Source organism: Pseudomonas sp. EB271-G4-1 (genome assembly GCF_058791355.1).
In genome coordinates this window covers 1-26,728 of the sequence record NZ_JBYTEO010000044.1, presented here as the reverse complement: position 1 = coordinate 26,728, position 26,728 = coordinate 1, and the positions used below count along the sequence as shown (strand labels likewise).

Genomic DNA, 26,728 nt, shown 5'->3' with positions numbered 1-26,728 from the left:
GGCCTCTCGTCACCTCAAGGAACGACCATGTCCCTCTCCATCGTCCACAGCCGCGCCCAGATTGGCGTGGATGCGCCCGCTGTCACTGTTGAAGTCCACCTGGCCAATGGCTTGCCATCACTGACCATGGTCGGCCTGCCCGAGGCGGCGGTGAAGGAAAGCAAGGACCGGGTGCGCAGTGCGATCATCAATTCGGGGCTGCAGTTTCCGCCACGGCGCATCACGCTGAACCTGGCACCGGCGGATTTGCCCAAGGATGGCGGGCGCTTCGATCTGGCGATTGCGCTGGGGATTCTTTCGGCGAGCGTGCAGGTGCCGACGTTGACGCTCGATGATGTGGAGTGCCTGGGTGAGCTGGCATTGTCTGGCGCGGTCCGGGCTGTGCGCGGTGTATTGCCGGCGGCTTTGGCGGCGCGCAAGGCCGGGCGATCGTTGGTGGTACCACGGGCCAATGCCGAGGAAGCGTGCCTGGCGTCGGGATTGAAAGTGATTGCGGTGGATCATTTGCTGGAGGCTGTCGCGCATTTCAATGGGCATACACCGATCGAGCCTTACGTCTCCAATGGTTTGCTCTACGCCAGCAAACCTTATCCTGACTTGAATGAAGTGCAGGGACAGCTGGCGGCCAAGCGGGCGCTGTTGATTGCTGCCGCAGGCGCTCATAACCTGTTGTTCAGCGGGCCGCCTGGAACCGGAAAAACGCTGTTGGCGAGTCGCCTGCCCGGGCTACTGCCGCCGCTATCCGAAAGCGAAGCCCTGGAGGTGGCGGCGATCCAATCCGTTACCAGTTGCGTACCGCTGAGCCATTGGCCGCATCGGCCGTTTCGCCAACCCCACCATTCTGCCTCAGGCCCCGCACTAGTGGGTGGCGGCTCGAAACCGCAGCCGGGCGAGATCACCCTCGCCCACCATGGCGTCCTGTTTCTGGACGAACTTCCAGAGTTTGAACGCCGGGTTCTGGAAGTTTTAAGAGAACCATTGGAGTCCGGGCATATCGTGATTTCCCGGGCGAAGGATCGCGTGCGGTTTCCAGCGCGGTTCCAGTTGGTGGCGGCGATGAATCCGTGCCCCTGTGGATATCTTGGCGAACCCACGGGCCGCTGCTCCTGCACACCGGACATGGTGCAACGTTACCGCAACAAGCTGTCGGGCCCACTGTTGGATCGGATCGACTTGCACCTGACCGTCGCACGGGAGGCCACGGCGCTGAATCCCCCCGTGAAACCGGGAGAGGACAGCGCCAGCGCTGCATTGATAGTGGCCGAGGCACGCGAGCGCCAGCAGAAGCGTCAGGGCTGTGCCAATGCCTTTCTCGATCTACCGGCGCTGCGTAAGCACTGCAAGTTATCCACAGTCGATGAAAACTGGCTGGAAACCGCTTGTGAACGACTAAACCTCTCCCTGCGTTCAGCGCACCGGCTGCTCAAAGTTGCGCGCACGCTGGCGGACCTTGAACAAGCCGATGGAATTGGACGCGAACATTTGGCCGAGGCGCTGCAATATCGGCCGACAACGCTCTAGCCGGCATCACCCTTTGGTTAGATCAACCAACGGCGTCTGCCGCACCTCAGTTTCCCGCCCCGCCTGAATCTCGCCCACCTGCTTCAAGGCCTTATCCACAGCCGCCTTATCCGCCAACAAGCTGTAGCTGATGCGGAACTGCTTGTGTTCCTTCGGCGCAATGGTCGGCACCAGGTTCAGTGGCCGCTGATAACGGCGGTTGTAGGAAAAACTTGTTCCCGGCTCCAGCCCCGAGACATAGCCCTGGCCTTGGGTGTCGGTGTTTTTCCACAGGGAGAACACGGGCAGTGTCTGAGTGTTGAAGCCGACCGAAACTCCAAGGCTACCGGCCTTGTCATGCAGCACGGTCAACGTATCGCCCTGGGCATCGGCATACGGCACCACGTTGTAAACCGTCTCGTCGTAGTCCTTGGTCGGTGCGCGATAGGTTTGCCAGTCCGACAAATCGCCTTTGGCTTTATCGTTGAACGGTGAGACCTGTTTCACCGGCGCGACGAAGCGGGCGCCCTGTTCCAGGAACGGCGTGCTGAAGTTGCTGTGATACAGCGCCTGATATTCCTTCGGATAGTCACCGTTGTTGGTCAGGGTGTCGTTGAGAGCGAACGTTACGCTGCCGGGCTCGGTGACCAGCTCAGTCGCCACGGAGAAGTCGACTTTCTTGAACGCCTGCTCTTTCAGTTCACCGCGCAAGGTGATGGCGTACGGTGGTTTTTCATCGATGTGCAGGGTGACTGTGCTCGCAGGAATATTCGCGGCCCGACCGTGCAGGGTCAGCAGTTCGCCGTTGTCGACGCCGGGGTGGCCAACCCATTCGTAGCCGCAGCGGGTGACCAGCTCATTGAAACCTTCCAGCCAGCCCAGACCGCCGCGGCCATTGAGTTCGATGAAGGACGGATTGACCACTTCCTTGACCGGCGAATCCCAGCCCATGCGCACACTACCGACCGACGCCTGCAACACGTTCATCCCGCGAGTCGGCACCACGGAGAGTTTCATCCTGCCGTTATCGATCTCGACGATGCTGACGCCCTCTTGCCGACCGCCGTGCAGGGTACGAAGAGTCACGGAGAAGGGTTGGTCGGTTTTCACACCGAGTTGCTGGCTGGTGATCTGCCAGTTTTGCGCAGCTTTATCGCTGTCGAGCAGGACGTAATCCCAGGCCATGGCGTGGGAGGCGGACAGCGCGCCAAGGACAACGAGGAGTTTGAGCGAGGTCATGGGGGAAGCCTTTCTTGGAGTTGTGCATTTTTTATAGCGCTGATGAAACGATTCAGCAAGCTTAAAAAGCCCACGCCCGAGCCTTCCCACGTCAATTAATATTGACCTTATGCAACCTCCGCACGCTTACGTTAGTCTCATAAGGTTTAAACCTCCGGCAGACTGGCGGTGATATCATCATGGCATTAAGGCCGCCCGCCAAATGCAGGAGCACGTACAGACACATCTGTCTGTCATTTTTGCGCAACGGATCGTATGGAGTTTGAATGCGCGGGGCACTATTACGCAGCGGTAAGAGCGGGTCATTCACTGCCCTCGGCGAAACAGGTCAACCGGTCTACCGGGCAGCCCTGCAATTGCGCGAAGCCATTCGCCGCAAGAACCCCGAGTTGGTAGATCATCTGGCCATCCCTCAAAGCGATGAACTCGGCAACCGGATCGACTGGTACAGCGCCCTCGACGGCGACGTGATTCCGTGGAGCAGTGCGACCGAAGAAGAACGCGCCCCTGCCCGCCGCCAGCTTGAAGCCTTGAAAAACGCGCTCGAAGAATTGAGCCAGCGTTTCCTGGGTACGGACTCCGCCGAACAGCCGCAAGGCGACAAAGCCGTGTTCGGTAAGCTACTCAAGCGCGTGATTCATTTCCCGGACGAAAACTTCGTCTACCTGGTGCAAGGCAAACCGGTGCTGACCTTCTGGGGTTTCGAGCATGCCGGTACGGGCAATAGCGATCCCCTGCACTGCCTCTATCAGGTCCCACCCGCGTTCACGCTGCCACCCGAGGTCGAACCGCCTGTTGTCGCGCCCGTCATGCCGGTGGTTGCTCGTCCATGGTGGCGTCGCTGGTGGTGGTGGCTGTTGCTGCCGCTGTTGCTCCTGCTGTTGTGGCTGTTGCTCGGCCTGCGAGGGTGCGTTCCGATTCCGTTGGTGGCGGTAGACTTGCTGCCAGATAGCGTTGTGCCAGTAGAAAAACAGCCGGAAGAGCCGCCAAAGACCGGCAATGTCACGACGGTCAATGGCGTCCCGGTGACAGGCACCGTTATAGGCTCCAGCACTGGAACCGGCATCGGTACCGCCGTGACCGGAACCCATGACGTAGAGGCGCCGCCAGTCGAAGGCACCGAGGCTGATGCAGCGGCGGCCGACCTGGCCAAAGGCACCGAGGCTGATGCAGCAGCGGCCGACCCAGCCAAAGATCCGGCAACCGAAAACAAAACCGCGACACCCGAAAACAAAACCGCACCGCCGGATGTCACATCGCCCGAGGCAGAAAAACCCGCCGCCGCCAAACCCGGCCCTCCCCTCAGCATCCCGCCAGACGCCGCCGATGGTGCCGCCAAGTTTCTCGATGGCCAGTACAGCGCAGGCGCCGGGATACAGGACCGCAGAACCGGCAAGCCGCTGCGTCTGGAGTACCAGCTCAAGGACGGCAAGGGCCAAGTCACCGTGCACCAGGCCGACGGTTCGAAATGCAGCGGGCCAGTGAGCGCTACTATGAAGGGTGGCAGCCTGGCCATCGACAGCCAGGGCCAGGCCGTTTGCGGCGATGGCAGCACTTACGACATGCCCAAGGTCAGCTGCAGCAAAGGGGCGACCTCGATCGCGGACTGCACCGGCGGTTACGGAAAAGAACAATTCCCCATGTCCATGCGGCAAGTGGCCGAATAAAAACGGAATAACTCGACATGTTGCCTGAAGTCACTCAATTCGAAGACACCGTCACGCTGGTCAGCGACACCGGCATCCAGTTCATGGATTTCGCCCTGCGCCTGGATCCCCGCAAGGAACCGGCGGGCGAGTTCGCACCGATGATCAGCGGGCTGATCTGCCGCCTGGCGTACAACGAAGAGAAAGACTTCTTTTTCTACGAACCCGAACCGGAAAAGGTCGAAAAAGCCAAGCCTGCGTTCAGCGTCGACATGAAAAGCAGCCTCGATTTGCTCGACGGCATCTGGCTGCCGATTCCGTTTTTCCGCTTCATGCCGCCGCATCGCTTCGACGAAGGTCCGACCAACTGGTCGCGCATGCGCTTGGTGAAATTGGCGACTCCCGACATCGACGGTAATACCCACCGCCTGACGATGGCGTTCGACAGCCGTGTGATGCCCAAGCGTGACGGCACTGCCTATCTGGCGCCGAACGATGAAGACATCAGCTCCGGCGTGTCTTTCAAACTGGCGACCAAGGCTAGCGAAACCCGCTGGTTCCTGGCGCAACCGTGGGTCAACGAGTGGTTGCTGGAAGTGTTCAATGAGGGCAATGCCCACCGTTCGCGCGCAGAGCTGGACATCGATATCCGCGCCAACCATCACCTGGCGCACTACCTCAACTTGCTCAGCCTGTTGAGCAAACCGTCAGCCGCCCAGGAGTCGAAGGCCCGGGCGAAAGTTGAAATCCCCGAGCTGAAAGTGGTCGCCAACGACAGCAATGGCCTGGTCAAACCGATACCGGTAGACCTGGTGCTGGACGTCGGCAACTCGCGTACCTGCGGCATCCTGATCGAAAACCACGGTCAGGCCGGCTCCGGACTGAAGCAGAACTACGTGCTGGAACTGCGTGACCTGATCACCCCCGAACACACCTATAACCTGCCGTTTGAAAGCCGCGTGGAGTTCTCCCAGGCGTACTTCGGCAAGGACCACTGCTCGGTCAAGAGCGGTCGCCACGATGCGTTCCAATGGGCGACGATTGCCCGTGTCGGCAATGAGGCCAGTCGCCTGGCCAGTCGTCGTCGCGGCACCGAAGGCTCCACGGGCCTGTCCAGCCCGAAACGCTATCTGTGGGACGAACACGCCTATGGCCACGGCTGGCGTTTCAACTGCTCGTACATAAAGACCGACAATGAGCCGTACGCCACCGCCGCGCCGTTCTCGCACCTGATCAACGAAACCGGCGAGGCGCTTTACAGCCTCGAAGAAGACGATCGTCTGCCGGTGTTCATGCCGCGTTACTCACGCAGCTCGCTAATGACCTTCATGCTCGCCGAAGTACTGGCCCAGGCGCTGTCGCAAATCAACAGCCCGGCCCAGCGTTCGCGCCAGGGTCACACCCGTGTGCCGCGCCAGCTCAACAGCATTACCCTGACCGTGCCGCCGGGCATGCCGCAGGCCGAGCGCAGTATCCTCAACGAACGCATGCTGCAAGCCATCGGCCTGGTGTGGAAAAGCCTCGGCTGGCATGCCGGCGAGGAAGATCCACATCTGGATCAGGCTGTCAGTCCGCGCACGCCGATCCCGAGTATCCGCGTGGAATGGGACGAAGCGTCCTGCGGCCAGTTGGTGTACCTGTACACCGAGGTCAACGAGAACTTCGCCGGTCACCCGGAAGAGTTTTTTGACACCATCGCCCGGCCGGACAAGGTCGACCGTCAACGCATCACCCTCGCGACCATCGACATCGGCGGTGGCACCACCGACCTGGTGATCACCGACTACCGCCTCGACCGCGCGGGCAATACCGGCAGCGGCAGCAACGTGCACATCGTGCCGGAACAGCGTTTTCGCGATGGCTTCAAAGTGGCCGGCGACGACATCCTGCTGGACGTGATCCAGGACTTCATCCTGCCGAGTTTCGAAAAAGCCCTGCAGAACGCCGGCGTGAAGGCTCCGAACTCACTGATGTCACGGCTGTGTGGCGATGAATCGGTCAGTGCACAGGACATGATCCTGCGTCAGCAATTGAACCTCCAGGTGTTCGTCCCGCTGGGCCTGGCGCTGCTCAAGGCGTATGAGCATTACGATCCGCAGGTCCCGCAAGAAGTCATCCCGCAAAGCTACCGCCAATTGCTCGGTGACAATGCCATCAGCCAGACCGTGCTCGACTACGTCAATGTCGCCGTGCGTCGCGATGTCGGCGCCCAGAGCAGTTTCGACCTGTATGACGCGCCGATCAGCTTCGACCTGCAAAAGCTCCATGCCGCGTTCCTCAATGACCAGATCAACATCACCAAGATCCTGGGTGCACTGTGTGAAGTGGTCGCGCATTACCCCTGTGACGTCTTGCTGCTGACCGGCCGCCCTTCGCGCCTGCCCGGCATCCAGGCGTTCATTCGCAAGCTGTTGCCGCTGCCACCGGGGCGCATTCTGGCGCTGCAAAACTACCGCACCGGCGGCTGGTATCCGTTTCACAAGAACGGCCGGATCGACGACCCGAAAAGCACCGCCTCGGTCGGCGCCATGCTCTGCCTGTTGTGCGCCAACCACAGCGTGCCGAACTTCTACTTCCGGGCATCGGCGCTCAAGCCATATTCGACGGTCAAGCACATCGGCGTCATCGATCTGAACAACGTGATCAAGGATGCCGACGTGCTGTACCGCGACATCCAGTCCGAAGACTACAAAATCAAGCTACCTGAAATTGGCGTTGGCGACGCCGTCGACACACCGCAGCTGGAAATGCGCGGCGACCTGCGCCTCGGTTTTCGCCAGTTGGCCACCGAACGCTGGGCCGCTTCGCCGTTGTACACCTTGCGGTTCACCAAGGCGGGTCGGGAGAAGTTTTCCCGGGCAACCGGTGAAAACGGCAGCGCCCCGCTGCTCAAGGTGCGGTTCGAGGTCAAACCGGCGGACAAATACACGCGCAAGCAGGATCTGGTCAGCGATCGCCTCTCGGTTCGCGACATCGAATCCAACAGTAACAACGTCAACTTCAACCCGCGCAGCGACCTCGAGCTGGAACTCAACACCATGCTCGACGCCGGCCTGAGCGAGACCAAGTACTGGCTCGACAGTGGAAGTGTGAAACGCAAATGAATGACCTGACCCCCGATCAAACTCAGCTCTCTGCCAGTTGGGCCGCTGTTTATGAAGGCGCCGGTCAAGCGCTGGACTGGATTGAACAGACGCGCGGCAATGCGCCACGCCTGGACAGCGAAGCCGACAACCTGAACATCCGCCTGCACCGCGCCCGCAACCTGGCTCAAAGCCTCGGTCGCGTGGCCTGCACGCCGATGACCATTGGCTTTTTCGGCTTGTCCCAGGCCGGCAAGTCCTACCTGATTTCGGCCCTCGCCGCCGGTCAGAACGGCAAGCTGGAAACCGAGTTCGGCGACCATCGCCTGGACTTCATCAAACACATCAACCCGGTGGGTGGAGGCAAGGAAGCCACCGGCCTGGTCACGCGCTTCAGCCGTCGGGCGACGGCAAGCCAGGACAAGGACTTCCCGGTAGAACTTACGTTGTTCAAGGAAATCGAGCTGGCGAAGATTCTCGCCAACGCCTGGTTCAAGGATTTCGACCTTGAGCGGATTTCCTACGAGATCGACGAAGAGCGCATCCAGCGCGTGCTCAAACCGTTCGAAGGCCGCGAAACCGGGCCGCTGCAAACGGGCGTCAACGCCGACGATCTGGTGTCGCTGTGGGATTACCTGCGCGACAATTTTCGCAACTCGGTGAAGAAGCTTGAGCACCTGTACTGGCCCAAAGCGTTGCAGCTGGCGCCACGGCTGAATTTCCAGGAGCGGGCCGAGCTGTTTTCGATCCTCTGGGGTGAGCAAAGCGAGTTGACACGCGTGTACCAGAAACTGGCCGGCGCGCTGCACAAGCTGGGTCTGCCCGAGACTGTGTTCGCACCGTTGAAGGCCTTGGTGAGTTTCGACAACGACACCTACAGCCAGCGCGACAGCATCATGAACGTCGACATCCTCGAACGCTTCGGCAGCCCGCTGGACTTGCCGATCGAGGTTCGGCCGCTTGTTGGCGATCGCCTGCAAAACAGTCAGGCAATTGCGGTCGCGCAACTGGCGGCACTGACCGCCGAAATGACCTTCCGTCTGATCGAGGCGCCGGTAGATGACATCGTCAATCAGGTCGACCTGCTGGATTTCCCCGGTTATCGCGGGCGCCAGAAACTGCACGAGATCGCCGATTCCAACGACCCGCAATCCAGCGCCAAGGACAATTCCGTTTCCCAGCTGATCCTGCGCGGCAAGGTCGCCTACCTGTTCGAACGCTACACCGACAACCAGGAAATGAACGCACTGGTGGTCTGCACCAGTTCGACCAAGCAGAGCGACGTCAACGACGTGGGCCCGGTGCTGACCCGCTGGATCGAAAAAACCCAAGGCGCCGACTCGGCTGCTCGCAGCAAGCGCGATACTGGCCTGATCTGGGCGCTGACCATGCTCGACCTGCGCATTACCAACTCCCTGAGCCTGACACCCGATCAGTACGATGAGAGCTGGAACGGCATGGTCAAACTGACCATGCTGGAGCGTTTCGGCAGCCTGAGCTGGATGAACGACTGGGCCGGCACACCGTTCCAGAACACCTACCTGGTGCGCAAACCGCGTATGGATGCGGCGTTCATCGGGCAAGACGCGACGGGTGCGGAAACCGGCCTCAATGCCATCTATCAGGAACGTGTCAGCGCGCTGGGCACCAGCTTCGCCAGCAACGCGCTGGTGTGCAAACACATCAAGAACCCGGTCAACGCCTGGACAGAAATGCTGCGCAACGACGACGGTGGCATCAGCCACTTCAGCAGCAGTTTCAAGGGCGTGGCCAATATCGAATTTAAACTGCAGCGTATCCGCGAGCAATTGAGCGAATGCCTCGAAGGCCTGACCACTCACGGACTGAGCACCTGGTACCACGCTGACGACGACGGCGCCGCAGCCGCCAAGAAAGCCAAGGCGCAAATGATTCTGACGGGCCTGGGCCGTCGCCCCGCGGTACTTGGCGAATTGATCGATCAACTCGACATACCGAGCGAAGAGGTGCGCGACCTGTACCTCAGCGGTGTGTACGAAACCGATGATGAGCCGGTCGTGAACGACGAGCCGGTCACCCCGACACCGAGCCAGAGCCTCTACGGCAACGACGCCGGTTTCAATTTCGATTTCAGTGACGACCCGGCCCACGACGCGCCAGTCAGCAGCAAAACCGCCACCCCGGCACCCGAACTGCAAAGCAATGAGCACCGTTTCGCCAAAGCGGCGTTCAAGGCCTGGATCGCGCACCTGCGTGAACTGACCACCCGGCAAAGCCTGCTCAACCTGCTGGGGCTGGAAAAGGCCTTGCTGGAAGCTGTGGTCGATGAACTGATCACCGCCGGCTATCGCCAGGACTTGCCGGGGCAACTGAGCCGCGCCGTCCTCAAGCGCGCACAAAGTGGCGCGCGGCGCGATCAACTGGTCGAGCGCCAGGTGCTGGAAGTGCAGCGCGTGCTGCGCGATTTCGTGTCTTGGTTCGGCTACCTCCAGAAACCGGTGAGCGAGCGTCCGAACAGCCGCGCCGGTGCCAAGGAGCCCCTGTTTTCTTTCTACACCGACATTGGCCCGGGACAAGTGCCCGTACTGCCGGCGCAACCGGCGAATCAGGCGCAACGGTACCTGGGCGACTGGCTTTCGGGCCTGGCCTACATCACGCAGGACAATGCTGGCCATGGTGCCGGACGTGAAATCACCCCTGAACAGAACGAACGGCTGGGCCAAGTGCTCAAAGCCTTCGCAGCGAGATAAGCAATGCCAATTCGTGTCGACCTGCTCGCGTTAGAGCCCAATGTGCCTGGCCAGGCCCACCTTACTGTGAAGAAATGGCAGGGTGACGAGCAACAGCTGGAGTTTTCCATTCAGCGCAACCAGGACGGTTTTTACCTTCAGGACCACAAGGCCTGGAGCAACAATCCATTCTGGTTCAAGGTCTCGCGTTTCAACCTCATGGCCAACGGCGAAGCGTTGGAAACCCAGGTCGGACCGGACGTGGTTGACCCACTGCTGGAAGGCGGCGCCAACTCGCAATTCCAGATCGAATTGCGTGAACAGAGCCAAGGCCACGCCGACAAAGGCGTGGTTCGGCCAGGCGTCGGCTTGTTGCCGTCCACGGCCGGCGGCCAGACACGTTCGACTTACGGCGCTGTCGAACTGACGGCGCCCAGCGCACCGGCACCGGCACCGGAGATCCCGGAGATCCCGGATCTGCCTGAACTGACCCTGTCCACCGCCGAGCCAGAAGTGGAATTGGAATCGGTACTCACCGAGCGCGCCTATACGCCGCCTCCCGCACCGGTGAAGAAAAGCAACAAAGGCCTGATCGGCCTGTTGATTGTGGTGTTGCTGCTGGCGGCGGGCGCCGGATTCTGGTTCTACAAACGCACCCCAGCGCCTGCGGTTGCAGCCTCTGCCGCCGCACCTGCCGGCGCCAATGCTCAAGCCTGCACCCTCGACAGCATGAACAGCCTGCCCGAGTTGACCTTCGTCCAAACCTGCATCAAGGCGGCGCCGGACAGTGCCAGGTTGCTGGAGATCATCAACCAGGCCAAGGACAGTAAACATTGCGGCGTCGCCCAGCGCCTGTACGCCAACCGTGCCCAGGCCGGTGACGTGCTGATCGCCAACGCCTATGCCCGCGAATACGACCCTAAATACCTGAAGGCCAGCGAGTGCTTCCCGACCGCGGACAACGCCACCGCCGCCTACTGGTATGAAACCATCCTCACCCAGGACCCGAACAATGCCGAAGCCAAGCAGCGTTTCGAGGAGTTGCAGAAGTGATGCGTTCACCCATGAGTCGACTCCTGCTGAGCGGTGCCGCCTTGCTCGCGCTGTGCATCAGCCCGCTGTCCCAGGCCGATGACAAACCGCTGATCCAGGCCGGTAAAAAGACCCTGTTCCAACGCGTGCTGACCACACCGGGCTGCAAAATCAGCCCGACGGCGGGCGGTGCCGAAGGTGAAGCACAACCGGTCTTCAGCCGCTTCTATGTGTACGAACGTGCGCAAGCGAACAATGCCGAATGGCTGAAAGTCGGCCCCGACAGTTATGGCAAAACCATTGGCTGGCTGCCTGCCAGCTGCACCACCGACTGGAAGATGCAGTTGACGTTGGCCTTCACCAACCCGGCCAACCGCGACCGACTGCTGTTCTTCAAGGACCGCGCCACCGTCGAAGGCATCCTTGATGCGCCGGACCCGGTCAGCAAAGTTGCGCCGCTGCGTGCCACGCTGAAAAAGGGCCAGCAGGCCCCGGGCGTACTGGCTGAAGAACCTGAATACTTCGTCGACCTGCAAAAGCAGTTTTACCTGCTGCCGGTGCTCAGTGGCGAAGAAGTCATGACCGAAAGCGGTTTTCGCACGCGCCTGCTCAACGTCGCCTCCGTCAGCAAGCCGGATGACAAAAACGCCAAGGGCGGTGCTGCAAGCAGCGCTGCCGGCAGCAAGGAAGCCGAAGAGAAAAAAGCCAACCAACTGAAGGAATTCAGTGCGGCCGTGGTATTTGTCATCGACTCGACGATCTCGATGGACCCCTACATCGACCGCACCCGCGAGGCGATCCGCAAGGTTTACCAGAAGATCGAAGCGCAGAACCTCGGCAAGCAGGTCAAGTTCGGCCTGGTGGCTTTCCGCTCCAACACCCAGGCGGTACCGGGGCTGGAATACACCACCAAGATGTACGCCGACCCTACCAAGGTGAAAGACAGTGCCGACTTTTTCGCCAAGATTGCAGACCTCAAGCAGGCCACCGTGTCGAGTAGCAGCTTCGATGAAGACTCGTTTGCCGGGGTCATGGAGAGCATCGACAAGGTCGACTGGAATCAGTTCGGTGCACGCTACGTAGTGCTGATCACCGATGCGGGTGCCATCGAAGGCGACGACAAGCTGTCGAAGACCGGTTTGAGCGCTGCACAGGTGCGTATGGAAGCCGCCAACCCGGGCGTGGCGATCTACACCCTGCACCTGAAAACCCCGGCGGGCGCCAAGGACCATGCCAAGGCCGAGGCGCAATACAAAAACCTGTCGACCTACCCGGGCACCAACACTTCGCTGTACTACCCAGTGAACGCTGGCGATGTACAAGAGTTCGGGCGCAAGGTCGACGCCCTGGCCGGCGCGATCACTACACAAGTGAAAGCCGCCTACATGGGCGAAGACGCCATCGGCAGCGCGGCGAACGCCAAGCAGGACCCGGGCGAGAAAAAAATGCTCGAAGACGCAGCGCTGATCGGCCACGCCATGCAACTGGCCTATCTCGGCGAGAAGACCAACAGCAAAGCCCCGCCAGTGTTCAAGGCATGGATCACCGACCGCGACCTGATCAAGCAGAACATCCCGACCACCGACGTACGGGTGCTGCTGACCAAGTCGCAGCTCAGCGACTTGAGCGATGTGATGAAGCAGATTCTCGATGCCGCCAACGAAGGCCTGATTTCGCCGACGGACATGTTCAATCGCCTGCGTTCGGTGGCGGCGACCATGGGCGCCGATCCCAATCAGCTCAAGCAGAACAACAATGCCAAACTGGCGGACATGGGCGTCCTCGGTGAATACCTCGAAGACCTGCCCTATCAAAGCGAAGTGCTGAACCTGGATGAAGAAACCTGGAAGAGCTGGGATGGCCTGGCCCAGGAAAAATTCATCCGCACGCTGAACACCAAACTGCGGCATTACCAGCGTTACAACGCCGATGTCGACCGTTGGGTCGCTTTAGCCAAAGACAGCGATGCGCGGGACAACGTCTACCCCGTGCCGCTGGAAATGATGCCCTGACGAGACGCCGATGCTCGATATCAAGAACCTGCTGGTGCGCCGCGGTGAAGGCGCACAAGCCCATCAGGTGCGACTGCCGCACTTGCAGGTCGGCGCCGGGGAAATCCTCGCCATCACCGGTGAGAGCGGCAGCGGCAAAAGCACGTTGCTCGAAGCCATCGGCCTGTTGCTCGCGCCGGTGGAACTCGAGCGCTTCCGGCTGGGCCCGACGCACGCCCAGGATATCGCGCAACTGCTGGCCACTGACGACCAGCCTGCTCTTGCAGCGGTGCGCTCACGGCACTTGGGATTCATTTTGCAGAGCGGCGGCTTGCTGCCGTTCCTGAGCGTGCGCGACAACATCAGCTTGCCGCGCCGTTTGCTCGGGATGCCGGCCAGGAGCGATCACATCGACCACGCCGTTGACGTGTTGCGCCTGCAAGGGTTGCTGGATAAACAACCTCAGGCCTTGTCGATTGGCGAACGCCAGCGCGTTGCCTGCGTTCGGGCAATTGCCCATGAACCGCTGCTGCTGTTGGCCGACGAGCCGACCGCCGCGCTCGACCCTCACAGTGCCCGGCGTTTGTTCGAGTTGCTCCTGAGCCTGGTGTCGAGCATGGGCCTGAGTGCGCTCGTTGTGTCCCATGACTGGGCCTTGCTGAAAAATTTCGGCTTGCCGCGTCTCGGCGCTATCAGCCATCAGGGGGAGACGCTGTTTGAACCGATGGACTGATCGCTTGCGCCTGCTGGGCTCACTGGCACTGCAAGACCTCTGGCACGACCGCAAGGTCTCGCTGTGTATCGCCGCCTCCCTGGTGGCGGTGATCGCGCCGTTGTTGTTGCTGTTCGGGCTCAAGCACGGGGTGGTCAGCCAACTGCAGGACGAACTGCTGCGCGACCCGCGCAACCTCGAAGTGAAGATGCTCAGCAACGGCAACTACGACTCGGCCTGGATCGAGCGTTTGCGCCAGCGCCCCGAGACCGGCTTTGCACTCGGCCAGACCCGCTCGCTCAATACCCAGGCGGACCTGCTGATCGGCATGCAACGCTTTGTCGAAGGTGCGGAAATCATCGCCACTGAGCCCGGCGACCCACAGCTGAACCTGGCGTCCCTCAACCCCGTCGGCAATCAGGTGATCCTCAGCGCCAGTGCCGCGCAGCGCTTGCAGGCCAAGGCCGGCGACAGCGTGCAGCTGCGCGCCTTACGCCGCCTGGAAGGTGTCAATGAACGCGGCGAGATGACGCTGACGGTACTGGCCGTGCTCGACGGCGCCCGCTTCGGTCGCGCTGCCGGGTTTGTCGCCCCGCCGCTATTGCTGGATCTGGAGCGTTTTCGCGACGGTTATCAGGTCAGTGAATTTGGCGTTACCACCGGCAAGCCTCAGGATAATCTACAACCGCTGTACGCCCGCGCCCGCGTGTATGCGCGCGATATCGATCAAGTCGCGCCACTGGAACACTGGCTAAACGAACAACACATCGAGACGTCGAGCCGACTGGCCGACATCGACAACGTCAAAGCCATCAACCATGTGCTGGGGTTGATCTTCGGTGTGATCGCCATGGCGGCGCTGATCGGCTGCGTGGCGTCCATGGTTGGCGCGTTCCTGGCCAACATCGATCGCAAACGCAAAAGCCTGGCGGTCCTGCGCCTGCTGGGTTTCAAGCGCAGGTCCGTCGGCGGTTTCGTGGTCCTGCAAGCGCTGGTGCTGGGTCTGGCTGGCTACGTGGGCGGGCTGGGATGTTATGCGGTGGGCAGTCATTTGTTCGACTACCTGCTCGGCAGCAGCCAGGCCACCGGCACCTTCGTTTGTCACATTACTGTCTGGCATGGCGTCGCCGCCCTGCTCCTGACCTTCCTGGTCGCTGCCTTGGTGGCCATGATCGGCGCCCTGAGAGCCATCAACATCCAACCTGCGGAGAGTCTGCGTGAGCTATAAACGTTTTGGCTTGCTGTTACCCCTGAGCCTCGGCTACTTGCTCGACGCCTCGGCGGCGGGCTGGGAAGAGAAGTATTACAACCCGATGCCCGAGGCTGGCGACGTCGTGCTGCCGATGCCCTGCGAAGGCTCGATGGTGTTCCGCAAGGTGTTCATCCCGGTCGCCGGCCCGCTCGACGACTATCCGATCAACATCGGTCAGGACGGTGCGGAATACGGCTATGTCGAGCAGACCCGCCCGACCTTTATCGCCGGCAGTTTTACCGGCGCCAAGAGCGACAAGTCCCGCTACTACCTGATGGCCAAGTACGAGATGAGTCAGTTGCAATACGCCGCGCTGACCGAAGCAACCTGCCCCACCGCTGCCACCAAGATGCGCTTGCCGCAAACGGCGGTGAGCTGGGTGCAAGCCATCGAGGCCGCCGACAAGTACAACCTGTGGCTACGCAAAAACGCCGCTGGCAAGCTGCCCAAGGAAGACGGCGCCCAAGGGTTCCTGCGCCTGCCAACCGAGGTCGAATGGGAGTTCGCCGCGCGCGGCGGGCTGGAAGTCGGCGCTGCTGAATTCCGCGACACGCACTACCCGATGCCAGAAGGCATCAACGCCTACGAGTGGTTCGCCGGGGCGCAATCGTCCAACGGCAAAGTGCAATTGACCGGCCTGCAAAAGCCCAACCCGCTGGGCCTGCATGACATGCTCGGTAACGTCGACGAAATGATGTTCGAGCCGTTTCGCCTGAACAAGCTCGACCGCCAGCACGGCCAGGCCGGCGGCTACGTCGTCCGTGGCGGAAACTACCTGACCGCGCAGGCCGACCTGCATACTGCATTACGTAAGGAAGAACCGTATTACAATGCCGAGGGCCAGGTGAAAAACAAGACCACCGGCCTGCGACTGGTGTTGGTCTCCCCGACCCTCACCTCTCGCGAACGGGTCGCCAGCATCGAAAGCAGCTGGAAGAAACTCGGCACCGGAAGCAACGAAGCCGAATCCGCCGACAAAGGCACCGTGCAATCGCTGAACAGCCTCGCCTCGGGCGTCGAAGACAAAGCGCTCAAGGAAAAGCTCCAGGCCCTGGAGAACCAGCTGCGCGCTAGCAACCAGCAGCAGGAAGAAACCCGCGACCAGGCGATCCGCGCCAGCCTCAACCTGGGTGCGTTCCTGTGCACCAAGATGCTCGACGACGGCCAGTACGTGGACTTCCTGCAAAAGAACTACAAGCTCAACTGCGAAGGCGCGGACAAAGACACCAGTTGCGACATGCGTAAAGGCAAGCTCGAGGAGCAAAAGGATCGCCTGCACAAACTCAGCCGTTACTACGCCAGCAGCCTGGTGGAATCGGCTACCTTGTACGGCCAGCCACTGCTTGAAACGCAAGTCCCGGTGATGGAAGAAATCATCACCCGCAACAAGCAGTTGCAAGACCTGAAACCTTACTTGCGCACGCACTGGGCCAATCAGAAAGCGTTCCTGCAAAAGCAGAAAATCGACACTGCAGCCTGGTTGAACAGCTGCAAAACCGTCACTCAATAACAATGCGTCAACACCGTTACGTAGGAGTTTCACCATGTCGCGCAGCCTTTGGACTCGCTTCAAACTACAGATCGCTTTCGTAGTCGCCAGCAGCCTGCTAATGACCGGTTGCGCCAACACCGGCAGCTCCATGCTCGGCGAAGGTGAAGGCGACGGTACCGACCCGCGCCTGACCCAGGGCAATGACGCAGAGTTCTTCAGCAAGTCCGGATACCAGGCCTGCGCCGTCGGCGCCGGTGTCGGCATCCTCGCTTGCGCGCTGTCCAACAGCAGCAACAAAACCGTGTGCGTCATCGCTGCCGGTATTACCGCGTGTGGCGTGGCCATGGGTGCGAACTATTACCTGGATCAACGTCGCGCTGAATACGCCGACACCACCACCCGCTTGGCGAAGATGAACAGCGACGTCGAACAAGACACGCAGAAAGTGATCGCCCGGACTGAGACCGCTCAGCAAGTGATCAATGATGACCGTGCGCAAATTGCCCAGATCAAAAAGGACATCGCCAACAAGAAAGTCGACAAGAGCAGAGCCCAGGCGCAAATCGCCGGGATCGATTCGGACATCGCGCGCCTGCGCAAAGACCTTGCCAACATGCGGACCAAAGTCACCGAGTACCGCAAGGTGGCAGACGCCGAGCGTTCGCAAGGCAGCAGCGCCGAGATCAGGCAAGTGGAGATGAACATTCAGAGAATGAACCAGAAAGTCGTCAGCCTCCAGAAGGAAGTCGACGCGCTGTACAGCCAACGCTCCGCAATCACCCTGGGCTAAACACATGACACCAAGACAACTGATGGTCATCACTGCCGTCCTGGCCCTGAGCGGTTGCGCGACCCAGCCCGGCGAATGCGATGCGACCAATCGCGACAGCAGCATGCTGACCAAGATGAACTGCGACTATTCCGGTGGTTACAGCGATCAGGTCAAGCAGAAGGAAGAGGCCCTGAGCGAATCCCGAAAGCAAAACGCAATGTTCCGTCAGGTGTACGAGAACATTCAGGCCCAGCAGCTCAGCACCAAGGCCGACCTGGCCAGCCAGCAGAAATCCCAGGCGGCGCTGAATCAGTCGCTGACGCAGCTGCTGAACTCGCTCAAGGCCCGGCGTGGCAATGAAGCCCAAGTGCAGAAGCAGATTGCCGACCTCGAGAAGCAACTCAAGGCTACGCAAGTGGCGCCAACGGCCAAAGCATCGCCAGCGGCACTGGCGGCCAGGCAGCAAGAACTGAAAACGTTGCAGAAAAAGGTCAACCAGCTGCAATTCAGCCTCGGCTACGAAGAGTAACTTTTCACCCCGCAGGGCATCCCGACGGATGCCTGCACTTTTTCAGGAATCGTCGTCATGCAGCGGGTCATCAGGGATGCGCAAGCCACATCGGAGGGGATGAGTGCGCTGCAAGCCAAAGTCGCCCTCATCCAGAAACACTTTCCGCCGACCGTCGCCAGTCTGTTTGCCATCCCGCGGATGGGCAGCGGCGACGTGCTGGAATGGTGGACCGAACTGGGTGGCCAACCCACGCCTTATGCCGATCTCAACGAGGACGCGCAACGACGTTTGCTGGAAACCTATGAGGTGCGCCAAACGTCCCTCGCACAGCTGGCGGATGAACTGCAAAAACGCGGTCAACCGACGGAAGCGCAAGACCTGCGCAGCCTGCTCGGCACACCTGAGCTGGACAAACTCTACAGCCTCAACGGTGAGCCTTTGGTGGTGCGCTGGAACCAGCGTCCGCCCAAACCGATTGTGCCGCCAGTGATTCCGGTGGCACCGATCGTACCGCCGTCGCGGCGTGGCTGGTGGATCGCGGCGGCCTTGCTCGCGCTGCTGTTGCTGCTTCTGGCGCTCTGGCTCTGGTGGTTCCTGCACCGTGAGCCGGTGGTCGTGGCTCCGCCTATAGCGCCTGTGGCGCCGGTGGTTACGCCGGCTGAGAAACCGCTTGAGAAAACGGTTGAGCCCGCCCCCGCGCCTGTCGTGGAACCGGAACCGAAACCTGTTCCGGCACCCGAACCCACGCCAGAACCGGTGCCGGAGCCCAAGCCGGTCCCACCACCAAAACCGGCACCGGCCCCCGTACCGGAACCCAAGCCGGCCCCGCCACCCAAACCGGTTCCACCACCAAAACCGGTAGTGGCTGCCCCGCCACCAGCCCCGCCCCCAGCCCCGACGCTGGACAACTTCGCATGCCGCAAAACAGCGCCGAAATCAGAGGTCCCGCAGTTCGTGGTGGTGCTCGACACCTCGGGTTCGATGGATTTGAACATCAAGGCAGTGAGAGCCGACGAGGACTGGTTCTACGGTCCTGACATCAACAAGCTGCTGGACCCGAACCGCACTATGCGGCTTACCGCCAAACCCAGCCGCATGGACGTCGCCAAGGAGTCGCTGGCCGGCATGATCAACGGGCTGGACCCGAAGATTGATACACGCCTGATCACCTTTGCCGGCTGCGAAAGAACGCCGGACCGGGGTTTGTTCAAGTTCGGCGACCGCCCGCGGTTGATCAACGGGATTCGAGGCCTGGTTCCCGACGAAGGCACACCGCTGGCCGACAGCCTGGCCCACGCGGCGAGCACGGTCGACGGGCGCAATAACGATGCCGTGATCGTGATGTTCGTCGACGGCGAAGACGGTTGCGGACAGGACGTATGCGCGGTATCCCGTCGAATCGCCAGGGAACAACCACGCCTGCGGGTCAACGTGGTGAAAATCGGTGCGGGCGGCCCGTCACGCTGTATCGCTGAAAATACCGGAGGTCGGATTTACAACAGCACCAACGCAGCTGAGTTGGGTAACCTGTTGAAACAGGCGAGCAAGGAAGTATCCAGCAATGCCAAGTGTGATTAGCTTGGCGACGGATCCGCCATTGAGGCTTGCCGGCGATGATTCAGCTCAAGTGCTCGACCGCCGGTAACTCCATGGCCCGAACCTCGCCCAACAAAAAAACGCTGAGGCGGCGTAAACGCTCACCTCCGGGGCGGGTTTTCGGCCAGACCAGGTAATAATTCTCACCGCTGGCGACCGCCGTCGGCCACGGCAAACTCAGGCGACCCTGCGCAACATCTTCAGCCACCATCAACAAATCGCCCATGGATACGCCATAGCCTCGGGCGGCGGCGATCATCCCCAACTCCAGCGTGTCGAACACCTGGCCGCCCTTGAGTGAGACCTGGTCAGTCAGGCCCATGCGCTCCAGCCAGCTGCGCCAGTCGCGACGGTCGGGTGTTGGGTGAAGCAGTTCGGTGCTGGCCAGCCGTGCGACGTCCCACGGCTGATCGTTCAGAAGATTGGGCGCGCCCACCGGAATCAGTTCCTCTGGAAATAACAAAGTAGCCTCCCAGTCCGGCGGGAAATGCCCGTTGCTGAGGATCACGGCGCAATCGAACGGTTCCTGATTGAAGTCCACCGAGTCGATGTCCATCCACGCGCTGGTCAGCTGTACTTCATTGCCCGGTTGAAGGTGCCGAAAACGGCTGAGCCGCGCCAGCAACCAGCGCATGGTCAAGGTCGACGGGGCTTTCATACGCAGGATGTCGTCTTCGGCGCGCAAGGTATTGCAAGCGCGCTCCAGGGCAGAGAAACCGTCGCGAATGCCCGGCAGGATCAACCGCGCCGACTCAGTGAGTTGCAGGTTTCGCCCGCTGCGGTGAAACAACCGACAGGCAAAATGCTCTTCGAGCGTACGAATATGCCGACTGACCGCGCTTTGGGTAATCGACAGCTCTTCCGCAGCCCGGGTAAACGATGTGTGACGCGCCGCTGCTTCAAATGCGCGCAGAGCATATAAAGGAGGAAGACGACGCGACATCAGGAAAGCTCCTACAGCGGTTTTGAATACCCTAGCAGAAAATCTCCAGCATGAGTTTGAATCATGCCACCCATCCTTTTTATCCCTTTGTGCAATCCCCGTAGAGCGCCGAGAATCGACGCTTTCCTGTCTCCTTTGATAATCGAGCGTGATGACCATGCAGCATCCAGCGCGTATTGAACTCTGGGCCATCCTGCGGCTGGCGGGGCCGCTGATCGCCTCGCAGTTGGCGCACATGTTGATGGTCCTCACCGACACCTTGATGATGGCGCGACTGAGCCCCGAGGCCCTGGCGGGCGGCGGGCTCGGTGCGGCGACTTACTCGTTCGTGTCGATTTTCTGCATCGGCGTGATCGCGGCGGTTGGCACCCTGGTGGCGATCCGCCAGGGTGCGGGTGACATCCTCGGCGCGACCCGGCTGACCCAGGCCGGGTTATGGCTGGCCTGGCTGATGGCGCTGGTGGCGGGCTTGCTGCTGTGGAACCTCAAGCCGGTACTGCTGCTGTTCGGCCAGACCGAAAGCAACGTCCAGTCGGCCGGTCAATTCCTGATCTTCCTGCCGTTCGCCCTGCCCGGATACCTGAGCTTCATGGCCCTGCGTGGCTTCACCAGCGCGATCGGCCGGGCAACGCCGGTCATGGTTATCAGCCTGGGGGGCACCGTCGCCAACTTCCTGCTGAACTACGCGTTGATCACCGGGATGTTCGGTTTGCCGAAACTGGGGCTGATGGGCATTGGCCTGGTCACGGCAATTGTCGCCAACCTGATGGCGCTGGCGCTGGCGTGGCACATTCGCCGGCACCCGGCCTACGACGCCTATCCCCTGCGCCGGGGTCTGTTGCGGCTCAACCGACAGTACCTGAAGGAGCTGTGGCGCCTGGGGCTGCCGATTGGGGGCACCTACGCCGTGGAGGTTGGGCTGTTTGCCTTCGCCGCTTTGTGCATGGGCACCATGGGCAGCACGCAGCTGGGGGCGCACCAGATCGCCCTGCAAATTGTCTCGGTGGCATTCATGGTGCCCGCGGGGATTTCCTACGCGATCACCATGCGCATCGGTCAGCACTACGGCGCCGGGCAGTTACTGGACGCACGGCTGGCCGGAAGGGTGGGCCTGGCTTTTGGCGCGGTGGCGATGCTGTGCTTTGCGATGGTCTTCTGGCTGTTGCCAAATCAGTTGGTCGGGCTGTTTCTCGATCACAACGACCCCGCGTTTCGCGATGTCATCAACCTGGCGGTGAGCCTGCTGGCAGTGGCGGCATGGTTCGAGCTGTTCGACGGCACGCAAACCATCGCCATGGGCTGTATTCGTGGGCTCAAGGACGCCAAGACCACCTTCCTGGTGGGCCTGGGCTGTTACTGGCTGATTGGCGCCCCGGCAGCCTGGTGGATGGCGTTCCACTTGAATTGGGGGCCAACGGGCGTCTGGTGGGGCTTGGCACTGGGACTGGCCTGTGCAGCGGTGGCCCTGACGCTGGCGTTTGAATGGAAGATGAAGCGGATGATTCGGCGGGAGCCGGTGCCAGGACATTTCGACGCCATCCAGGCCGAATGAAAACTCTGTAGGAGCTGGCTTGCCAGCTCCTACAGGTTTTGTGTTCAGACCACGATTTCCAGCGGCGCCTGCTGATTGCCGTCAAACATCAGGTACTCCACCAGCTCCGCCAACGGCAACGGCTTGCTGATCAGATACCCCTGCACCTGATCGCAATCGAACCCGCGCAACAGATCCAGTTGCTCCGGCGTCTCCACGCCCTCGGCAACCACTTCCAGATTGAGGTTGTGCGCCAGGTTGATCATCGCGTGCACCAGTTGACGGTTTTCTTCGCGCTGCTCCATGCCACCGACAAAGCTCTTGTCGATCTTCAACAACGTGATCGGCAGGCTGTTGAGGTGCACAAAGGATGAAAAGCCGGTACCGAAGTCATCGAGGGAGAAGCGCACGCCCAGGCGCCCAAGGGCGTCCATGGTCTGCTTGACCAGGTCGCTGCGGCGCATGACCGCGGTTTCGGTCAGTTCGAATTCCAGCCACTGCGCTTCGACTCCGCGCTCGCTGATCAGCCGGCTCAGGGTCGAGAGCAACTGGCTGTCCTGAAATTGCCGGAACGACAGGTTGATCGCCATGTGCAACGGCGGCAAACCTAGCTCAAGCAACGCCTGCATATCGCGCAATGCCCGGGAAATGACCCAGTAACCCAGCGGCACGATCAAACCGCTCTGCTCGGCCAGGGGCACGAACTCGCTCGGTGGCAGCAAGCCGCGCTCGGCATGACGCCAGCGCACCAAGGCTTCGAGGCCGACGATTTGCCCGTCTTCAAGGTTCATTCGCGGCTGGTAATGCAGTTCCAGCTCATCGCGGCGCAAGGCCCGGCGCAGCTCGGTTTCGAGGTCGGCGATACTGCGGGCATTGCGGTTGATGCGCTCGTTGAAAATATGAAATGTGCAGCCCTGGGTGCTTTTCGCTTGCTGCATGGCGATATGCGCGTGCCACATCAACGGGTCGGCGCCCGCCTGCGCCCGTGCATGGGCAATGCCCAGGCTGGAGCCGATCAGCAGGCTTTCGCCGTCGACCCAATAAGGCTCGGCCAACGCTTCGGTAATGCGCTCGGCCATCCATTCGGCGCGCTCAGGAGCGCGGCGGGTGTCGATCAGCAAGGCGAACTCATCGCTGCCCAATCGCGCCAGTTGATCGCCGGCCTCAAGCTGGCCTTTGAGCCGCGCGACCACTTGCAGGATCAGGCGGTCACCGGCCTGGTGGCCGAGGGCATCATTGGCGTAACGAAAGTTGTCGAGGTCAAGATGGCCGAGGGCCAGGCCACGACCATCGTTTTCCGCCAGCCGCGCCGTCAAGAGGGTCTGGAAACCCTGGCGGTTGGCGATGCCGGTCAGCGGATCCTGCTCGGCCAGGCGTTGCAGGGTGTTTTCCAGTAAGCCGCGCTCACGCACATGGCGCAGGCAACGGCGCAACATGCCCGGGTCAAGATGGTCACGCACCAGCCAGTCGCTTACACCGTCGGGCGCGGTCACGGGTTCATGCTCGAGCAGCAACACCGTCGGCAGGCAGCAACGGCCCGGCGCCGGCTGGAGAGCCGGGATCGTCAACAACACCGCGCTGCGGTTGTCATCGAACAGACTGCTGACCGACTCCCAGCTCGGCGCACTGATGAGCACGGCCAAGCTCCCCATCGGAGCCAGACACTCGCGCAACAACGCTGCCCACGCTGGCTCTTCGGCCAATAGCAGCAAACGCAAGGGTTCGACAGGCGTAGACAAGCTAGCTCCCTAGACTCTGCAAAGATGTAGGCGACGGCATTATGCCGCGCCGATCCCTGATGACCAATGGACATCCGAGGCCTTTGTATCCGGAATTACGAACATTAGACGCGAATTCGTCGTGCATCCTGCGTGAAAGTAACAAAACCGGCAAATACAGATCGCGCTGTACGTCACAAGTCGGAGAGAGCAGCACAATTCTCTGAGCCTGTTAAAATGCCGGCCCATTTCGTGACTGACTCCTGAATTTACCTATGTCCCGACTCAATCCCCGGCAGCAAGAAGCCGTGAGCTATGTCGGCGGCCCTCTTTTGGTGCTCGCCGGTGCAGGCTCCGGCAAGACCAGCGTAATCACCCGAAAGATTGCCCACTTGGTCCAGAACTGCGGCATCCGCGCCCAGTACATCGTCGCCATGACATTCACCAACAAAGCCGCGCGCGAGATGAAGGAGCGGGTCGGCACCCTGCTGCGCGCCGGTGAAGGCCGCGGCCTGACGGTCTGCACGTTCCACAACCTGGGCCTGAACATCATCCGCAAGGAACACGCGCGGTTGGGCTACAAGCCCGGTTTCTCGATTTTCGACGAGACCGATGTCAAGTCCCTGATGACCGACATCATGCAAAAGGAATACTCGGGCGACGACGGCGTCGACGAGATCAAGAACATGATCGGCGCCTGGAAAAACGACCTGATCCTGCCGGCCCAGGCCCTGGAGAACGCGCGCAATCCCAAGGAACAGACCGCCGCCATTGTCTACACCCACTACCAGCGTACGCTCAAGGCGTTTAACGCGGTGGACTTCGACGACCTGATCCTGCTGCCGGTAAAGCTGTTCGAAGAGCACGCCGACATCCTGGAAAAGTGGCAGAACAAGGTGCGTTACCTGTTGGTGGACGAATACCAGGACACCAACGCCAGCCAGTACCTGCTGGTGAAAATGCTGATCGGCAAGCGCAATCAGTTCACCGTGGTAGGTGACGACGACCAGTCGATCTACGCCTGGCGCGGCGCCCGCCCGGAAAACCTGATGCTGCTCAAGGAAGACTACCCTTCCCTGAAAGTGGTGATGCTGGAGCAGAACTACCGCTCCACCAGCCGCATCCTGCGCTGCGCAAACGTACTGATTTCGAATAACCCCCACGAATTCGAAAAGCAGCTGTGGAGTGAAATGGGTCACGGTGACGAGATCCGCGTGATCCGCTGCCGCAACGAAGACGCCGAAGCCGAGCGCGTGGCCGTGGAAATCCTCAGCCTGCACTTGCGCACCGACCGGCCTTACAGCGATTTCGCGATCCTGTACCGGGGTAACTATCAGGCCAAGTTGATCGAACTGAAGTTGCAGCATCACCAGGTTCCCTATCGCTTGTCCGGCGGCAACAGCTTCTTCGGGCGCCAGGAAGTGAAAGACCTGATGGCCTACTTCCGCCTGATCGTGAACCCGGACGACGACAATGCCTTCCTGCGCGTGATCAACGTGCCGCGCCGCGAGATCGGCTCGACTACGTTGGAGAAACTGGGCAACTACGCCACCGAGCGAAAAATCTCGATGTATGCCGCCACCGACGAAATCGGCCTGGGCGAGCATCTGGACAGCCGCTTCACCGATCGTCTGTCGCGCTTCAAGCGCTTCATGGACAAGGTCCGCGAGCAATGCGCCGGCGAAGACCCGATCTCGGCCCTGCGCAGCATGGTCATGGACATCGACTACGAGAACTGGCTGCGCACCAACAGCTCCAGCGACAAGGCCGCCGACTACCGCATGGGCAACGTGTGGTTCCTCATCGAAGCGTTGAAAAACACGCTCGAGAAGGACGAAGAAGGCGAAATGACCGTCGAAGACGCGATTGGCAAGCTGGTGCTGCGCGATATGCTCGAGCGCCAGCAGGAGGAGGAAGACGGTGCCGAAGGCGTGCAGATGATGACCTTGCACGCCTCCAAGGGCCTGGAATTCCCCTACGTGTTCATCATGGGCATGGAAGAGGAAATCCTTCCGCACCGTTCCAGTATCGAAGCCGACACCATCGAGGAGGAGCGGCGCCTGGCCTACGTGGGCATTACCCGCGCGCGCCAGACCTTGGCCTTCACCTTTGCCGCCAAGCGCAAGCAATACGGCGAGATCATCGACTGCGCACCAAGCCGCTTCCTTGATGAACTGCCGCCGGACGACCTGGCCTGGGAAGGCAACGACGACACACCGACCGAAGTCAAAGCCGTGCGTGGCAATAGCGCATTGGCGGATATACGCGCGATGTTAAAGCGCTAGAATTGACCACATTTATTTAGACCTTCGGCGCAAAAGGCGCCAAACGAGGACAGCTTCATGGAAGCACTGCACAAGAAAATTCGCGAAGAAGGCATCGTGCTTTCCGATCAGGTCCTGAAAGTCGACGCCTTTCTGAATCACCAGATCGACCCGGCCCTGATGAAGCTGATCGGCGATGAATTCGCCACGCTGTTCAAGGATTCGGGCATCACCAAGATCGTCACCATCGAAGCCTCGGGCATTGCGCCGGCAATCATGACCGGCCTGAACCTCGGTGTGCCGGTAATTTTTGCGCGCAAGCATCAGTCCCTGACCCTGACTGAAAACCTGCTGTCGGCGACCGTCTACTCGTTCACCAAGCAGACCGAAAGCACCGTGGCGATTTCTCCGCGCCACCTGACCAGCAGCGACCGCGTGCTGATCATCGATGACTTCCTGGCTAACGGTAAGGCGTCCCAGGCGCTGATCTCGATCATCAAGCAAGCCGGTGCCACCGTGGCCGGCTTGGGGATCGTGATCGAGAAATCGTTCCAGGGCGGTCGTGCGGAGCTGGATGCCCAGGGTTATCGCGTTGAGTCGCTGGCGCGCGTGCAGTCGCTGGCTGGCGGCGTCGTGACCTTCATCGAGTAAAGCCGCCACACCGCATCTCCCCTGTGGGAGCGGGCTTGCTCGCGAAAGCGGTGGGTCAGTCGACATCAACTTTGACTGACACACCGC

The 26,728-nt window shown here is 60.8% G+C and carries 18 protein-coding genes; 15 read left to right on the top strand and 3 right to left on the bottom strand.

Going from position 1 to position 26,728, the window contains the following annotated elements; translation table 11 throughout:
- The first annotated feature begins 27 nt into the window (after positions 1 to 27).
- Complete coding sequence (locus AC3WWR_RS20825; RefSeq protein WP_151143731.1) at positions 28 to 1,521, top strand: YifB family Mg chelatase-like AAA ATPase; 1,494 nt, start codon at positions 28 to 30, stop codon at positions 1,519 to 1,521.
- Between the two features lie 6 nt (positions 1,522 to 1,527).
- Here AC3WWR_RS20825 and AC3WWR_RS20820 read toward each other — a convergent pair whose 3' ends face one another.
- The gene (locus AC3WWR_RS20820; protein WP_020799385.1) at positions 1,528 to 2,739 is read right to left on the bottom strand and encodes an aldose 1-epimerase family protein; all 1,212 of its coding nucleotides are present in this window, start codon (positions 2,737 to 2,739) and stop codon (positions 1,528 to 1,530) included.
- Between the two features lie 266 nt (positions 2,740 to 3,005).
- Here AC3WWR_RS20820 and AC3WWR_RS20815 point away from each other — a divergent pair, with 266 nt between their 5' ends.
- From AC3WWR_RS20815 to AC3WWR_RS20765, 11 genes are read left to right on the top strand one after another with little or no spacing between them, the layout of a single operon-like run.
- The gene (locus AC3WWR_RS20815) at positions 3,006 to 4,406 is read left to right on the top strand and encodes an SrfA family protein (RefSeq protein ID WP_033039472.1); all 1,401 of its coding nucleotides are present in this window, start codon (positions 3,006 to 3,008) and stop codon (positions 4,404 to 4,406) included.
- A 17-nt stretch (positions 4,407 to 4,423) separates the two neighbouring features.
- On the top strand, positions 4,424 to 7,489 hold the full coding sequence (locus AC3WWR_RS20810; RefSeq protein ID WP_020799387.1) for a virulence factor SrfB: 3,066 nt from the start codon (positions 4,424 to 4,426) through the stop codon (positions 7,487 to 7,489).
- On the top strand, positions 7,486 to 10,197 hold the full coding sequence (locus tag AC3WWR_RS20805; RefSeq protein WP_492599024.1) for a putative virulence factor: 2,712 nt from the start codon (positions 7,486 to 7,488) through the stop codon (positions 10,195 to 10,197). The genes AC3WWR_RS20810 and AC3WWR_RS20805 overlap by 4 nt, the downstream gene beginning before the upstream one ends.
- Positions 10,198 to 10,200: 3 nt before the next feature.
- Positions 10,201 to 11,229 (top strand): hypothetical protein, encoded by a 1,029-nt coding sequence (locus AC3WWR_RS20800; RefSeq protein ID WP_033039476.1) that lies wholly within the window; start codon positions 10,201 to 10,203, stop codon positions 11,227 to 11,229.
- 11 nt (positions 11,230 to 11,240) lie between these two features.
- A complete protein-coding gene (locus AC3WWR_RS20795; protein ID WP_033039493.1) occupies positions 11,241 to 13,220 on the top strand; it encodes a vWA domain-containing protein in 1,980 nt (659 codons plus the stop codon).
- A 10-nt stretch (positions 13,221 to 13,230) separates the two neighbouring features.
- Positions 13,231 to 13,932: an ABC transporter ATP-binding protein gene (locus AC3WWR_RS20790; protein ID WP_492599023.1), complete on the top strand. Its 702-nt coding sequence runs from the start codon at positions 13,231 to 13,233 to the stop codon at positions 13,930 to 13,932.
- Positions 13,916 to 15,139, top strand: a complete 1,224-nt coding sequence (locus tag AC3WWR_RS20785; RefSeq protein ID WP_492599022.1) for an ABC transporter permease — start codon at positions 13,916 to 13,918, stop codon at positions 15,137 to 15,139. The genes AC3WWR_RS20790 and AC3WWR_RS20785 overlap by 17 nt, the downstream gene beginning before the upstream one ends.
- Positions 15,129 to 16,673 carry an SUMF1/EgtB/PvdO family nonheme iron enzyme gene (locus AC3WWR_RS20780; protein WP_020799393.1) on the top strand — a complete coding sequence of 515 codons (1,545 nt, stop codon included), beginning with the start codon at positions 15,129 to 15,131 and terminating at the stop codon, positions 16,671 to 16,673. The genes AC3WWR_RS20785 and AC3WWR_RS20780 overlap by 11 nt, the downstream gene beginning before the upstream one ends.
- Positions 16,674 to 16,707: 34 nt before the next feature.
- On the top strand, positions 16,708 to 17,445 hold the full coding sequence (locus AC3WWR_RS20775) for a hypothetical protein (RefSeq protein ID WP_020799394.1): 738 nt from the start codon (positions 16,708 to 16,710) through the stop codon (positions 17,443 to 17,445).
- Between the two features lie 4 nt (positions 17,446 to 17,449).
- Positions 17,450 to 17,956 (top strand): hypothetical protein, encoded by a 507-nt coding sequence (locus AC3WWR_RS20770; RefSeq protein WP_492599021.1) that lies wholly within the window; start codon positions 17,450 to 17,452, stop codon positions 17,954 to 17,956.
- Between the two features lie 57 nt (positions 17,957 to 18,013).
- On the top strand, positions 18,014 to 19,516 hold the full coding sequence (locus AC3WWR_RS20765; RefSeq protein WP_033039483.1) for a vWA domain-containing protein: 1,503 nt from the start codon (positions 18,014 to 18,016) through the stop codon (positions 19,514 to 19,516).
- Between the two features lie 40 nt (positions 19,517 to 19,556).
- Here the strand turns inward: AC3WWR_RS20765 and AC3WWR_RS20760 are convergent, their stop codons facing one another.
- On the bottom strand, positions 19,557 to 20,477 hold the full coding sequence (locus AC3WWR_RS20760) for a LysR substrate-binding domain-containing protein (RefSeq protein ID WP_020799397.1): 921 nt from the start codon (positions 20,475 to 20,477) through the stop codon (positions 19,557 to 19,559).
- Between the two features lie 157 nt (positions 20,478 to 20,634).
- On the opposite strand from AC3WWR_RS20760, the gene AC3WWR_RS20755 reads away from it, so the two are divergent.
- A complete protein-coding gene (locus AC3WWR_RS20755; protein WP_042955649.1) occupies positions 20,635 to 22,029 on the top strand; it encodes a NorM family multidrug efflux MATE transporter in 1,395 nt (464 codons plus the stop codon).
- 44 nt (positions 22,030 to 22,073) lie between these two features.
- Here AC3WWR_RS20755 and AC3WWR_RS20750 read toward each other — a convergent pair whose 3' ends face one another.
- Complete coding sequence (locus tag AC3WWR_RS20750) at positions 22,074 to 23,747, bottom strand: putative bifunctional diguanylate cyclase/phosphodiesterase (RefSeq protein ID WP_020799399.1); 1,674 nt, start codon at positions 23,745 to 23,747, stop codon at positions 22,074 to 22,076.
- Positions 23,748 to 24,001: 254 nt separating this feature from the next.
- Between AC3WWR_RS20750 and rep the strand changes: the two genes are divergently transcribed.
- Positions 24,002 to 26,011, top strand: a complete 2,010-nt coding sequence (gene rep / locus AC3WWR_RS20745) for a DNA helicase Rep (RefSeq protein ID WP_020799400.1) — start codon at positions 24,002 to 24,004, stop codon at positions 26,009 to 26,011.
- Positions 26,012 to 26,068: 57 nt separating this feature from the next.
- Complete coding sequence (locus tag AC3WWR_RS20740; protein ID WP_020799401.1) at positions 26,069 to 26,641, top strand: xanthine phosphoribosyltransferase; 573 nt, start codon at positions 26,069 to 26,071, stop codon at positions 26,639 to 26,641.
- Positions 26,642 to 26,728: the final 87 nt, after the last annotated feature.